Source organism: Frankia sp. AgB1.9 (assembly GCF_016786355.1).
In the GTDB taxonomy this organism is placed as follows: Bacteria; Actinomycetota; Actinomycetes; order Frankiales; family Frankiaceae; genus Pseudofrankia.
This window is the reverse complement of record NZ_JADWYX010000054.1, coordinates 28492-42749: the sequence shown is the minus strand read 5'-3', so window position 1 is coordinate 42749 and position 14258 is coordinate 28492. Positions and strand designations below refer to the sequence as shown.

General features: G+C 70.3%; 9 protein-coding genes. 4 read left to right on the top strand and 5 right to left on the bottom strand.

Going from position 1 to position 14258, the window contains the following annotated elements; genetic code table 11:
• Window positions 1-13: 13 nt before the first annotated feature.
• From I6A60_RS21895 to I6A60_RS21880, 4 genes are all read right to left on the bottom strand, one after another.
• Entirely contained in the window at window positions 14-1480 is a 1467-nt protein-coding gene (locus tag I6A60_RS21895) for an aldehyde dehydrogenase family protein (protein ID WP_203014374.1), read from the bottom strand.
• Window positions 1481-1529: 49 nt separating this feature from the next.
• Complete coding sequence (locus tag I6A60_RS21890; RefSeq protein WP_203014376.1) at window positions 1530-2369, bottom strand: SDR family oxidoreductase; 840 nt, start codon at window positions 2367-2369, stop codon at window positions 1530-1532.
• Window positions 2370-2496: 127 nt separating this feature from the next.
• Window positions 2497-3747 carry an ABC transporter substrate-binding protein gene (locus I6A60_RS21885; protein WP_203042667.1) on the bottom strand — a complete coding sequence of 417 codons (1251 nt, stop codon included), beginning with the start codon at window positions 3745-3747 and terminating at the stop codon, window positions 2497-2499.
• Between the two features lie 425 nt (window positions 3748-4172).
• A complete protein-coding gene (locus tag I6A60_RS21880) occupies window positions 4173-4880 on the bottom strand; it encodes a TetR/AcrR family transcriptional regulator (RefSeq protein ID WP_203024571.1) in 708 nt (235 codons plus the stop codon).
• 309 nt (window positions 4881-5189) lie between these two features.
• Here I6A60_RS21880 and I6A60_RS21875 point away from each other — a divergent pair, with 309 nt between their 5' ends.
• From I6A60_RS21875 to I6A60_RS21865, 3 genes are read left to right on the top strand one after another with little or no spacing between them, the layout of a single operon-like run.
• On the top strand, window positions 5190-7688 hold the full coding sequence (locus I6A60_RS21875) for a glycoside hydrolase family 2 TIM barrel-domain containing protein (RefSeq protein WP_203024572.1): 2499 nt from the start codon (window positions 5190-5192) through the stop codon (window positions 7686-7688).
• A gap of 10 nt (window positions 7689-7698) precedes the next feature.
• Complete coding sequence (locus I6A60_RS21870) at window positions 7699-9936, top strand: ATP-binding protein (protein ID WP_203024573.1); 2238 nt, start codon at window positions 7699-7701, stop codon at window positions 9934-9936.
• A gap of 3 nt (window positions 9937-9939) precedes the next feature.
• Complete coding sequence (locus I6A60_RS21865) at window positions 9940-12840, top strand: ATP-binding cassette domain-containing protein (RefSeq protein WP_203024574.1); 2901 nt, start codon at window positions 9940-9942, stop codon at window positions 12838-12840.
• 47 nt (window positions 12841-12887) lie between these two features.
• Here I6A60_RS21865 and I6A60_RS41905 read toward each other — a convergent pair whose 3' ends face one another.
• Window positions 12888-13076 carry a hypothetical protein gene (locus I6A60_RS41905; RefSeq protein WP_238435959.1) on the bottom strand — a complete coding sequence of 63 codons (189 nt, stop codon included), beginning with the start codon at window positions 13074-13076 and terminating at the stop codon, window positions 12888-12890.
• On the opposite strand from I6A60_RS41905, the gene I6A60_RS21860 reads away from it, so the two are divergent.
• Entirely contained in the window at window positions 13060-14205 is a 1146-nt protein-coding gene (locus tag I6A60_RS21860; RefSeq protein WP_307873801.1) for an ABC transporter substrate-binding protein, read from the top strand. The genes I6A60_RS41905 and I6A60_RS21860 overlap by 17 nt on opposite strands.
• Window positions 14206-14258 lie beyond the last annotated feature (53 nt).

Here is a 14258-nt window from a genome sequence, read left to right as displayed (position 1 = left end):
CCTGCCTTCTCGTTCACGCCTTCGGCCACGCGACGGCCTTGGTCTCCAGGTACTGCTCGAATCCGTACGCGCCGTTCTGGCGGCCCAGGCCGCTGTGCTTGTAGCCGCCGAACGGAACGTCGGGGCCGAACGCGTAGCCGCCGTTGACGTTCACGGCGCCGGCCCGGATCCGCCGGGCGACGTTCAGGGACCGTTCGAGCGAGCCGGAGGTCACCGCTCCGGCGAGCCCGTACCTGCTCTCGTTGGCGATGCGGACCGCGTCGTCGTCGTCCTCGAACGGAATCACGACGAGGACCGGCCCGAAGATCTCCTCCTGCGCGATCGCCATCGTGTTGTCGACGTCCGTGAACAGCGTCGGCTCGACGTACCAGCCCCTGGGCAGGTGGTCGGGGCGGCCACCGCCGAGCGCCAGCGTGGCGCCCTCGTCGACGCCGGTGCGGATGAGCCCTTGCACCCGGTCGCGCTGTTTCGCCGAGACCAGCGGGCCCATCAGGACGTCGGGGCGCTGCGGGTCGCCGTAGGGCACGTTCGCCAGGGCCGCCGCCACGATCTCGACGCCCTCGTCGTAACGCGACCTGGGCAGCAGCAGCCTGGTGGGGATGGCGCAGCCCTGGCCGGCGTGGAAGCAGACGGTCAGGCCGGCCATCGCCGCCGACGACAGGTCGGCGTCGTCCAGGAAGATCGTGGCGGACTTGCCGCCGAGCTCCAGGAACAGCCGCTTCATCGTCGCCGCGCCCTTCTCGGCGATGCGCTTGCCGACCGCGGTCGAGCCGGTGAACGAGATGAGGTCGACCTTCGGGGAGAGCGTCAGCTCCTCACCGACGAGATGGTCGGACGACGTCACCACGTTCAGGACGCCGGCGGGAATGTCCGTTCGTTCGGCGACGAGCCGGCCGAGTCGGGTCGCGTTCCAGGGTGTGTCGGGCGCCGGCTTGAGGACGACGGTGTTTCCGGTCGCCAGCGCCTGGCCCAGCTTGTTGAGGATCACCTCGAACGGGAAGTTCCACGGCGTGATCGCTCCGACGACGCCGACGGCCTCCTTCCAGACCTGCCGGGTGCCGGGCTGGCCCATGGGGTCGGTGGCCTCGGGGAGTTCGGCCGTCCAGGCGAACTCGTCGATGTACTTGGCCGGCCAGCGGATCGAGTCCGCCAGCGGATCGTCCAGCTGCGGGCCCTGGGTCAACATCCGGGGCGCGCCGGCCTCCAGGATCAGCTCCTCCCGGAGGGCCTCACGTTCCGTCTCCAGGGCCTCCTGAAGCTGCTCCAGACACCGCGTGCGGAAACGGTGGTTGGTCGACCAGTCGGTCTCGTCGAAAGCCCGCCGGGCCGCGTCGATCGCGCGGTGCATGTCGCCTGCCGCCGCGTCGGCGACATCGCCGAGGACTTCCTCGGTGGCCGGGTTGATGTTCGCGAACGTCTTTCCCGAGGCGGCGAGGGTGAGCTCGCCGTCGATGAGCATCCTGCGCTCGCCTTGCGCCATTCCTGGACGTCCCTTCGTCGCTGGGGTTTCGTCACGCTGTCAGGTGTGGTCAGGAGGCGCCGTAGCGGCTCATCACGTCCGCTCCCCAGGCCTCGAACGTGCGCGGCAGCTCGCCCGTGGGGGCGGTGGGAATGACGGTGAGGTTCTCGTACTGGTATCCGCGCGGCAGGGTGATCGCGGCGACCATCGCGTCGGCGACCATGTCGGGCGTCATCGTGCCGCCGTGCCGCAGCAGGCCCCGGCGGAACCACAGCTCGAAGGCGGGCATCGCCCGGCCGCTCGCGTCCTCGACGGTGTTGAAGTCCGTGCCCAGAGTGTCGCCACAGCGCAGCGCCGTGACCCGGATTCCGGTGCCCTCGAGCTCCAAGCGCAGGATGCGGGCGGCATGCTCCACCCCCGCGTTCGCCGCGGCGTACGGCAGGTGGTGCAGCCACTGCGTGCCCGCGCTCAACGACGTGATGAAAAGGATGTCGCCGGGCTTCTCGGCCGCGAGCAGCGCGCGGACACCCCGGCGGGCCATGTAGAGCCCGCCGACGAGCTTCGTCGTGATCTCGGTGTGGATCTGCTCGGGAGAAAAGCTCTCCAGCGGTCCATAGCGGCCCGTGGCCGCGTTGTTGATGACCGCGGTGACAGTCCCGAACCTGTCCTCGGCCGCGTCGAAGAAACCGTCCACGGACTCCGCGTCGGTGACGTCGAGCGGGTGCGCGAGGCACTCGCCGCCGGCCTTCTCTACGAGCGCCACCGTCTCGGCGAGCTTCTCGGCCCGGCGACCGCCGACGACGACGCGCCAACCTAACTCGCCGAATTTCTGCGCCGTCGCCTGCCCGATTCCGGTTCCCGCGCCGGAGATGGCGACGACGCCGGCGGGTTGCTCCCTGGGCTCGCTCACTGACTGCTCCCTACTGCTACGCAACGTGGGTGAAGAAGGGGGTTGCTGCGCCGCCGAGATCGGGCCGGCGAGGCGCGCGACACGCGCGCGCGGCAGGCTCGCCGGCCCGATCTCGGCTTGGGGGCGGTCAGGAGGCCGCGGCGACCGTCTTGCCGGGGACCAGATCTCCGCACATGGGGGTGGCGCCCGGGACCAGCTTGAAGGTCGATCCCTCAAGCTTCGTGATCCAGCTGCAGTTGTTGGCGCCGCCGACGATGTTCTCGCGGTCGTTGATGTCGACCTTGTGGCCGCCGAACAGGCCCATGGCGTCCCAGTCGTGGATGCCGGACAGGGCGGTGATCAGCGACGACTGGGACGGGTTCGCGCCGGCCGCCTTCAGCGCGCGGACGAGCAGGCCGGTGGACACATAGCCGTTGTACGAGGCGTAGGTGGCCGCGGTGGTGACGCCGCCGGCCTTCAGGTCGGACTCGAAGGCCTTGGTCGCGGCCGTCTGCATCTCGATGGGCTCGTAGTAGAGGGTGAAGTAGACCCCCTGCGCCTCGTTGAGCGCGCCCTGGCCGGCCTGGAGCAGGTCACCGCCGTAGCCGGTGGGCAGCAGCGCCGCCTTGAGGCTCACGCCCTGGTCGCGCAGGCCGCTGATCAGCGCGAAGGCCGTGTCCGGGTCGACCGTCGGGTACAGGCCGTCGATCCCGGCGGACTTCATCGCCAGCACCTCGGGCCCGACATTGGTGCTGCCGAACGCGAACTTGGCGTTCAGGTACCCGACCTTGAGCCCGGCCACCTCCGCCGAGAGGGCTCCCGAGCCGGCGGCCTCCGAGGACACCGGCGAGGACCCGTAGCCCAGCGCGGCCAGGTTGGAGACGCCCAGCAGCTTGAAGATCTTGCCGTACGTCGTGGCGACCTTCGTCTGCTGCAGCGGGCCGGTCACCGAGAACATGTTCTTGCTCGCGGCCCACTCGGGACCGTCCTGGCTGATGCCGATGACCGGGACGTTGTGCGCGGTCAGGTAGTTCGACGCGGTGAACATCAGCGCCGACTCGCCGAGGACGGCGAGCACGTGGTCCTGGGTGACGAGCTTCTGCGCGGCCGTCAGCGCGGTCGTCGGGTTGGACGCCGTGTCCGCGACGACGTACTTGATCGTGTAGCCGTTGCGGGAGGCGTAGACCGTCCCGGCCTTGACGCCCTCGACGAAGGTCTTGTTGCCCGACGCCGCCGGTCCCGTGACGTCGGTCAGCACGCCGACGGTGATCGTCTTGTTCGCGGCTCCCGCGGTCGAGGCCGCGCCACTCGGCTGGGACGAGCCGCCGCAGCCGGCGGCTAAGAGCATCGCGGCGGCGCAGGTGACGCCGGCTAACCAGCTGGTTCGCTTCCGAATCATCGTGTCTCCGTAGCTTTCGTTGTTGCTGAGGCCGCACGCCGTCGGCGTCGCCGGCTATCTCGAATCAGGTGCTGGCTCGGGCGTCACGCCGCCGGGCGGGGCGGCGTTGCACGTCCACCACCTGCGTCTCCTCCATGTGGGCCAGCGAGGTGTCGCGACGATAAAATAGATGGAGTGTCCAGTCAATGCCTGCACTGTCGCGTTGCCGGTCAGACCGTCGGCGCGCGGGACATGGACCCCCGGGGCGTCACCGGGCGCGACGACATCGGCCGCAGGGGTCGCCGAAGCCACCCGTCCGAGCGGGGATCCGTGATCCCTCGGACGGGTGCGGTCGGTTGGGAAGGCAGCTCTAGAGCAAGGCTGGCGCGACGGTGGACCTTGGGTCGGCCGTCGCCAAGCGGGAAGTCAGACCGCCACGGTGGCGGCTACGCGTGCTGCGAGCCCGCGTCTCGGATCACGGAGATCCAGGCGGAGGTCAGCACGGCGATCATCCGCTCGGGGTCCTCGAGCTGGCCCCGGACGTAGCGTTCGAAGAAGCGCCGCAGCGTCGTGAGCAGGATGTCGGCGGTGAGCTCGGCGTCGTCCGGCCGCAGGTCCTCGCGCGCCGCGAGCAGCGCCTCCGAAAGAATGCGGACCTGCTGCTCGTAGCCCTGCTCGACCACGACGCGGATGTCCTGGTCGATGGCCGCGCCGTCCCACAGCGGCGCGACGAGATGACGAGCCCGCGGCCAGACCTCCACCTGCCGGTGGAACCAGCCCTGCATGGCGGCCGGCGTGGGATCGCGCGCGATGGTCCCCAGCTCGCCGAACATGCCGTCGAAGATGGCCAGGGTCCGCTCGTTCAGCTCGACGAGGATGTCCGCCTTCGTGCGGAAGTGCAGGTAGAACGTGGCCCGGGTGGCGCCGGCGCGGGAGACGATGTCGTCGACCGTGGTCCGCGCGTAGCCCCGCTCGGCGAACTCCAGGACGGCCGAGTCGATGAACCTGGCACGGGTGAACGCGCGCTGAGCGGCTCGTAGACCGCCTTTGCGAGCAGGGCGTGCGTCGGCTGGCGCCGCGGTGTCATCCGCCGATGCGTCCGGATCCGCTGGCCGATCGTCAGCCGGCGGACGTGCGGAGGTCGACCTGGGCATCGCACACCTCCGCCTCGTCGCTGTCTGCTGACTGGACACCATATTTATCATCCGGACAGCCTGCCGCCTCCCGCCGGTGCGATCCGGACCCGGCGACGACTCCCAGCCCACGTCGGTCGGAGGCGGCCCGATCGGCCTGTCGCCTCGGCCACGCAGACCGGACGAGCGGGTCGGTCTCGCACCGGTCTCTTCGTCCGCCTACGGACGCTTGCGCGCGCTAGTCGGCGATGGTAGCTTCCGTCCAGCGTGCTAGCACGTGATAGTGCGCCGGGCCGAACCTACATCCCTACCACCGCGACAGGAGAGCCGGTGATTCGTCGTTCCTTCAACGAGGGCTGGCTTTTCCGCCCCAAGGCTGATGCTTTCCTGGACATTCTTGGCCGGGCCGACGCGCCCTGGGAGCCGGTCACGCTGCCGCATGACGCGATGGTGGCGCAGGAACGCGACGGGTCCGACGCGACCTCGAGCCAGCGCGGGTACTTTCCGGCCGGGGCCTACGAGTACCGGAAGACCTTCTTCGTCCCGGAAAGCTACCGTGACCAACGGGTCCTGGTCGAGTTCGAAGGGGTATACCGCTACGCCCGGGTCTTTGTGAACGGTGATTTCGCGGGCTGGTGCGCGAACGGCTACACCAATTTCCACGTCCAGCTCGACCGTTTCCTCAGGTATGGCGCGGACAACGAGATCCGGGTCGAGGCGCGCAGCCAGGAGGACACCCGCTGGTACTCCGGCGGTGGGATCTACCGGAACGTCAAGCTGATCGTGGGCGGGCTCGTCCACGTAGCGGCCGACGGGGTGCGGATCACGACCCCGGAGATCGACGCCGAGCTGGCGGTGGTCTCGGTGGCCACCGAGATCCGGAACGTGTCGGCCGCCGGCCGCACCGTCGAGGTCACCACCGAGATCGTGGACGCCGACGGCGCGGTGGTCGCGAGGAGCGTCGCCCCGGTGACGGTCCACGCCGGCGAGCCGGCGGTGCTGCGCCAGCGCCTGGCGGTCACCCGGCCGCGGCTGTGGGATGTCGACAGCCCCACCTTGTACTCCTGCCGGACCTCGGTGGCCGCGGGGGACGAGGTTCTGGACACGGAGACCAGCCGGTTCGGGATCCGCACGGTGAGCGTGGACCCGGTCCGCGGCCTGCGGATCAACGGGACCACGGTCAAGCTGCGCGGCGCCTGCATCCACCACGACAACGGGGTGATCGGCGCCGCGACGGTGGACCGGGCCGAGCGCCGCCGAGTGGAGATCCTCAGACAGGCCGGATTCAACGCGATCCGCAGCTCCCACAACCCGGCCAGCAAGGCACTGCTCGACGCGTGCGACGAGCTGGGCGTCCTCGTCGTCGACGAGCTGTTCGACGCGTGGACCCGGTCGAAGGTGGGGCTCGACTATTCGGTCGACTTCGCCGAGTGGTGGGAGTCCGACGTCGAGGCGATGGTCGCGAAGGACTTCAACCATCCCAGCGTCATCCTCTACTCGATCGGCAACGAGATTCCCGAGGTCGGCACGCCGGCCGGCGCCGCGCTCGGCCGCACGATCGCGGAGAAGGTGCGGGCGCTGGACGACACCCGGTTGGTCACCAACGCCGTGAACGCGTTGCTGGCGACCGGACCGGACCTGTTCGCCTCCCTGGGCGACAAAGCACGGTCCGGCGCGGACGACGGGGCGGAACAGGGCGGCGACGTCAATGACGCGATGACCCGCTTCCGGGAGTTCCTGCCCATTCTCATGACCTTTGAGATCGTGGGCACGAAGACCGCGGAGGCGATGGCCTACCTGGACGTCGCCGGCTACAACTATCTGGACTCCCGGTACGAGATGGACCGGGCCCTGTTCCCGAACCGGGTGATCCTCGGTACCGAGACCTACCCGTCGGACATCGACAAGAACTGGCGGCTGGTCACCGACCACAGCCACGTGATCGGCGACTTCACCTGGACCGGCTGGGACTATCTCGGCGAACCGGGAACAGGCCGGATCAGCTACGAGGGCGACGTCGAATCGACGGGCGCCCTCAACCACCAGGGAGGTTTTCCCTGGCTGGCGGCCTGGTGCGGCGACGTCGACATCACCGGCCACCGGCGGCCCGCGTCCTACTACCGGGAGATCGTGTTCGGGCTGCGGGCCGAGCCCTACCTCGCGGTACACCGGCCCGACCGCCACGGCCAGCCGGTCCGGGTGGCGATGCCGTGGTCGTGGAGCGACTCGATCTCCAGCTGGAGCTGGTCGGGCCACGAGAACCGCCCGATCCGGGTGGACGTCTACGCGGCCGGCGACGAGGTCGAGCTCCTCGTCAACGGACAGTCGATCGGCCGGGCACCGGCGGGGGAGAAGAACCGGTTCACCGCCACCTTCGACACCGTCTACGAGGCGGGCGAGATCGTCGCCGTCGCCTACACCGATGGCGCGGAGACCGGCCGTACCTCGCTGCGTTCGGCGGCAGGTGAGGCCCGCCTGCACGTCGCCGTCGACCGGGGCCTGATCGCCGCCGACGACGCGGATCTCGCGTACGTCACCGTGACCCTGGTCGACGCGTCGGGCCACCTGTTCAACACCGCGGACCGTCCCGTATCGGTGGCCGTGGCCGGGCCCGGTTCGCTGCTCGGCTTCGGCAGCGCCGATCCCCGGCCGACGGAGAACTTCTTCGACACCGCTCGCACGACCTTCGACGGCCGGGCCCTGGCCGTCATCCGGCCGACCGGGCCCGGCGCGATCACCGTGTCGGTCACCGCCGAGGGGTGCGAGCCCGCCACCGTCCGCATCGAGGCGCAGGCCGCGTCGCTCGTGCCCGGATTACCCCAATCGTGAGGAATCGACGATGACGTCTGACGCCCCACCCGCAGAAACCGACGCGCCCGCGCGGGCGACGTCGGTGGCCGGGATCGCGGCCGAGATGATCGACGCCGAGGCGGAACGGCGGGCCCTCCAGGCGAAGGACGAGCAGGAGACGCTGTTCGCCGACGATCTGCTGCCCGGTGTCGGCGGCGACGGGAAGCGCCTCTCACTGCGGCAGGGCCTGGCCGCCGGCGGGTCGGTGACCTTCCTGACGCTGATGACCCTCGGCGCCCTGGACGAGCTCGAGTCGGCCACGCTGCAGACGCTCGCGCCGAACATCCGCGACTCGTTCCACCTCAGCGACGGCGCCATCACGGTCATCTCGGCCGCTTCGGGCGCCTTCCTGGTGCTCGGCGCCCTGCCGATGGGGTGGGCGGCGGACCGGTTCCGCCGCAGCAGGGTGATCGGCTGGGCCGGCGTGGCCTTCTCGGCGATGGTGTTCGCCTCGGGCCTCGCGGGCAGCGCGTTCCTGTTCTTCCTGGCCCGGTTCGGGGTCGGGATCGCCAAGTCGAGCAACCAGGCGGTCCACGGCTCGCTGCTGGCCGACACCTACCCGATCGGCGTGCGCGGGCGGATCGCCTCGACGAACTACGGGGCGGCCAGAGCCGCGGGAGCGCTGAGCCCGGCGGTGGTCGGCGGTATCGCCGCGCTGGCCGGCGGCGCGGACGGCTGGCGCTGGCCCTACCTGCTGCTCGGCTTCCCGGCGCTGGCCGTGGCGATCTTCGCGTTCCGGCTGCCCGAGCCGGCGCGGGGCCAGCACGAGATGCAGTCCGTGCTCGGTGAGGTGCTCGAGGACGCCAAGCCGCTGCCGATCTCGATCGAGGCGGCGTTCGCGCGCCTCATGCGGATCCGCACGATCAAGACGTCGATCCTGGCCTTCTCCGCCCTGGGGTTCAGCCTGTTCTCCAGCGGCGTCCTGCAGAACCTGTGGGCCGACGACCACTTCCACATGTCGACGTTCCAGCGCGGTGTGTGGGGGTCCGTCGGCGGTGCGTCGATCCTGCTGGCGTTGCCGTTCGTGGGGCCGCGCTACGACGACCTCTACCACCGCAAGCCCGACCAGGCGTTGCGGCTGCTGGGCCTGTTCATCCTGCCCACCGCGGTGCTGCTGCCGATCCAGTGGTTCATGCCCAACGGGATCCTGTTCATGGTCGCCGGCATCCCGGGCGTCATGGCGTCGTCGGTGGCGTTCTCGATGATCAGCCCGGTGCTGCAGTCGGTGACGCCCTACCGGCTGCGCGGGCTCGGCCTGGCGCTCTCCGCGATCTACGTGTTCTTCATCGGGGCCACCGGCGGCGCGCTGCTGTCCGGCCTGATCAGCAACGCCTACGACCCGCGGGTCGCGGTCCTGGTCATCGGTATCCCGGCCTCCGCGATCGGGGGCTGGCTCATGATCCGCGGTGCCTCGTTCATCAAGAACGACCTCTCGCTGGTCGTGGCGGACCTGCGGGAGGAGCTGGAGGAGCGCGACCGGCAGGTGGCGGACCCGGAGAACATCCCGCTGCTCCAGGTCAACAACATCGACTTCTCCTACGGCCATGTCCAGGTGCTCTTCGGCGTCGCCTTCGAGGTCAGGCGCGGCGAGACCCTCGCGTTGCTCGGCACGAACGGCGCCGGCAAGTCGACCATCCTCAAGGTCATCGCCGGCCTCGGAACCCCGTCGCGGGGCGTCGTGCGGATGAATGGCCGGACGATGACCTACGTGTCGCCGGAACAGCGCGGCCGGTACGGCATCCACCTGCTGCCCGGCGGCAAGGGCGTGTTCGCCTCGATGTCGATCCGGGACAACCTGGAGATGGCAGCGTTCCGGATGCGCAACGACGTCGCCGACCGCGATCGCCGCTTCGCGTACGTGCTGGACCTGTTCCCGGACCTGGCCGCACGGCAGAACCAGCGGGCCGGGTCCCTGTCCGGCGGGCAGCAGCAGATGCTCGCCCTCGCCATGGTCCTGCTGCAGGACCCCGAGGTCCTCCTGATCGACGAGCTGTCGCTGGGCCTCGCACCGGTGGTGGTCCAGGACCTGCTGGCCATCGTCGAGCGGCTCAAGCGCGACGGAATGACGATCATCATCGTCGAACAGTCCCTCAACATCGCCCTCGCGATCGCCGACCGGGCCGTGTTCCTGGAGAAGGGCCAGGTCCGCTTCACCGGGCCGGCCCGTGAGCTGGCCGAACGCGACGACCTGGCACGGGCCGTGTTCCTGGGCCGGGAAGGCGGCTGACCCATGGTCATGCCCACCACACAGCTGTGGTTCGACGGACTCGTGACCGGCCTGGTGATCGGCCTGCTGGCCGTCGGCATCGTGCTGGTCCACCGCTCGACCCGCGTCATCAACTTCGCGGTCGCGAACATGGGCCTGATCGGCTCGGTCCTGTTCGCCCTGCTCGTCGTCCGCTGGCACGTCCCCTACTGGATCGGCCTGGTCATCGCCCTGGCCATCGGCGCGGTCTTCGGCGCGATCGTCGACCTCGTCGTCATCCGGCGGCTGTTCAGCGCCCCGCGCGTGATCGTCCTGGTCGCGACGGTCGGCGTGGCGCAGCTCGCCCAGACGGTCGTCCTGGCGCTGCCCAAGATGGACGACAACGTCACCGACTCCTACCCGGTGCCGTGGGGCGGGACCTGGTCCCCGCTGCACGGCCTGCGGATCACCGGAGCCTCGCTGAGCGTCGTGGTCGCGGTGCCGCTGGTCGCGCTCGCGCTGGGGCTGTTCCTGAGCCGGACCGCGCTGGGTAAGGCGGTGGCGGCGTCGGCGGACAACCCGGAGCTGGCTCGCCTGCAGGGCATCAGCCCGAAGGCCGTCTCCACCGCGGTCTGGGCGGCGGCCGGGCTGATCGGCACGCTGTGCCTGGTCCTGATCTCCGCGCAGAACCAGTCGCTCACCCAGCTCACGACGCTCGGGCCCACGACCCTGCTGCGTGCCCTGGCCGCCGCGGTGATCGCCCGGATGACCTCGCTGCGGGCCGCCCTGGCCGCCGGGGTGTTCCTCGGCCTTTTGCAGACCGTCATCCAGTTCAACTGGCTGGACACCCCGGGCCTCACCGAGGCGATCATCCTGCTGCTCGTGCTGGCCGCGGTGTTCCTGGCCAGCCGGGGCCGCGACGTCGAGGCGTCGTCGTTCTCGTTCGCGCCGAAGGTCCGGCCCATTCCGGACCGGCTGCGCGGGACCTGGTGGGTCCGGTACGCCGAGCGCACCCCGCTGCTGCTGTTCGGCCTGCTCGCCGTCGTCCTGCCGTTGCTGGTGACCCAGCCGTCCCGGCAGCTGCTCTACACGGTGATCCTCGGCTACGCGATCTGCGGCGCCTCGGTCACCGTCCTCACCGGCTGGGCGGGCCAGCTGTCGCTGGGGCAGATGGCGTTCGCCGGGATCGGCGCGCTCGTCGCCGCAGCCCTCGACCGGGGCACCCAGCTGACGTTCGGGTCGACCACCGTGTCGCTCAACGCGCTGCCGTTCCCGGCGGCCGTCGCGATCGCCGCCCTCGTCGCCGCGGTGGTCGCCGGCGTCGTCGGGGTCGGCGCGTTACGGGTGCGCGGCCTGCTGCTGGCGGTCTCGACGTTCGCGTTCGCCGTCGCCGCCGACCAGTACCTCTACCGCCTGTCGTTCCTGCACGACACCGACGCGACCACGGCGACGTTTCCCCGCACCACGGTGTTCGGCATCGACGTCTCCGGGCAGCGGGCCTACTACTACCTCGTCCTGGTCGTCACGGTGGTCGTGCTCGCCGTGGTCGCCCGGCTGCGCCGCTCGGGCGTGGGGCGCACGACGATCGGCGTCCGGGACAACCCGGCGACCGCCGCGGCCTACACGGTCAACGCGACCCGGGTGAAGCTGCGGGCGTTCGCGCTGGCCGGTGGGATCGCCGGCGTCGGGGGAGCGCTGCTCGCCGCCGCGGGCCAGTCGGTTCCGTACGCCGACAAGTACTTCCTGTCCGCCGACTCGCTGGTCATCGTCTCCGTCGTCGTCATCGGGGGTCTGGGCTCCGTCACCGGACCGGTCCTCGGCGCGCTGTGGGTGATCGGCCTGCCGAGCTTCTTCCCGGGTAACAAGGTCGTCCCGCTGCTGACGTCCAGCCTGGGCCTGCTCGTCCTGCTGCTGTACTTCCCGGGCGGGCTGGTCCAGATCGGGTACAGCGCCCGCGACGCCCTGCTGTCCTGGGCCGACCGGCGCCTCGGCGGCACGCCTGCCCCGAAGGTGACCACCGCGGCCCCGCCCGTGCTGACCCGGTCCGCGCGGCCGGCCGCGGCCGTCGACACGCCTATCCTGCGGGCCGCCGACGTGCGGGTCCGCTTCTTCGGGCGCACGGTCGTCGACTCGGTCTCCCTGCAGGTGAACCCGGGCGAGATCGTCGGGCTCATCGGCGCCAACGGGGCCGGGAAGTCGACGCTGATGAACGCCATCGGCGGCTACGTCCCCTCGACGGGCACGGTCGAGCTGCTCGGCCGCGACCTGTCCGGCGACAGCGCGGCCGCGCGGGCCAGGGCCGGCCTCGGCCGGACCTTCCAGGCCGCGACGCTCTTCCCCGAGCTGACCGTCCGCGAGACCGTCCAGGTCGCCCTGGAGGCACGCGGCCGCACGGGGCTGCTCGCCACGGCGCTGCACCTGCCGCACACGTTCACCCGTGAGCGGGCCAAGCGCTCGGACGCCGACGAGCTGATCGGCTTCCTCGGCCTCGGCCGCTACGCCGACGCGTTCATCGGCGACCTGTCGACCGGCACCCGGCGCATCGTGGAGCTCGCCGGCCTGCTCGCGCTCGACGCCCGGCTGCTCTGCCTCGACGAGCCCACCGCCGGGGTGGCCCAACGGGAGACCGAGGCGTTCGGGCCGCTCATCCAGGAGATCCGCCGCGAGCTCGACGCCTCGATGATCGTCATCGAGCACGACATGCCGCTGATCATGAGCATCTCGGACCGCGTCTACTGCCTGGAGACCGGCGGGGTCATCGCCGAGGGCGAACCCGGCGAGGTCCGCAACAACCCCAGGGTCGTCGCGAGCTACCTCGGCACCGACGAGCGCGCCATCACCCGTAGCGGTGCCGCCCCGGCGGCCGCGGCCGACCCGACGGGCGAACAAGACGACCAGACGCAGCCGCCGGCCACGCCCGAAAGCGCGCCCAGCGTTCCCGCCTGAGCCGCCGCGCCGCCGTCCGTTTTCACGCATCCGCCCACGCCTGTCGATCAGGAGCAGAACATGTCCCCACGCCGTGCCCGACGCTTGGCGGCGTTGGTCGCGACAGTGACCGCGGTCGCTGTCGCCGGCTGTAGCACCACCTCGACGAAGAACACCCCGGCCCCACCGGCCCCCTCCGCCACGTTGCGGGCGGCGCCGGCTCCGGCGATCTCACCCGGTGTGACCGCGGACAGCATCAAGATCGGGTTTGTCTATCCCGACCTGTCCGTCGTCAAGCAGTACGTGAACGTCGACCACGGTGACTACCAGGCCGTCTTCACGGCGCTGGTCGACAAGGTCAACGCCGCGGGCGGTATCGACGGGCGGAAGATCGTGCCGGTGTTCGGCGCGGTCAACGTGATCTCGCCGGCGGGCGCCAGCGACACCTGCGTGAAGCTGACGCAGGACGAGAAGGTCTTCGCTGTGATCGGCAGCCTGAACGCCGACGACGCACTGTGCTACGTCCAGACGCACAAGACTCTGACCGTCGGCGGGGACCTGAACGCGCCACGTTATCTGAAGGCGCAGGCTCCGTGGTTCTCCGACGCGCGCGGCGGTGACGCGGTCGGCGACGGCCTGAAGCTGTTCGACAACGGCAGCCTGAAGGACAAGAAGGTCGCGGTCATCGGGTACACCGCCGACCAGTACACGATGAACAGCATCGTGGCGCCGGGGCTGAAGAAGCTCGGCGTGACGCCGGTGGCGACCGCGGTGATGGACGCTCCGATCACCGATGCCGCGGCTGTCGCCCAGCAGACCGGTGTGTTCGTCCAGAAGTTCCAGTCGGTCGGTGCCAACGCCGTGATCGTCGTCGGTGGGGCGTCGGGGTCGTTCCCGGCGCAGCTGGAGAAGACCTCCTACCGGCCCCAGCTGCTGTTCAGCGACGTGAACCAGGCCAGCTCCTACTCGCTGTCGTCGGGCAAGCACGACTTCACGACGCTGACCAACGCCGAGGCGCTCGCCCTGGGCAGCGACTGGAACAACCCTCCGAACCAGGCCTGCATCGACACCGTCGAGGCGGCCATCCCTTCGCTGAAGGGAAAGCTGGTCGACCCGAGCACTGTCGCCACCGGGCAGCCCACGCTGGGCACGTCGGAGAGCGTCGCGTGTCGCTACCTTGACCTGTTCACCGCCATCGCCAAGAAGGCCGGCAAGAACCTCACCTACGCGAGCTTCCAGCAGGCCGGCTCCTCGCTTGGCGTGATCCAGCTGCCCACGTATACCGACAAGGCGAACTACACCGCAGGTAACCCCGGTGGAGCGATCCCGCTGCGGGCCTGGAAGTACAACCCGGCAAAGGCGAGCTGGGAGCAGATCGCCAACTGACGGTCGGCTGTAAACCGCGAACAGGGTTCCTCGCTGGCCGGTCCGGGCGGAAA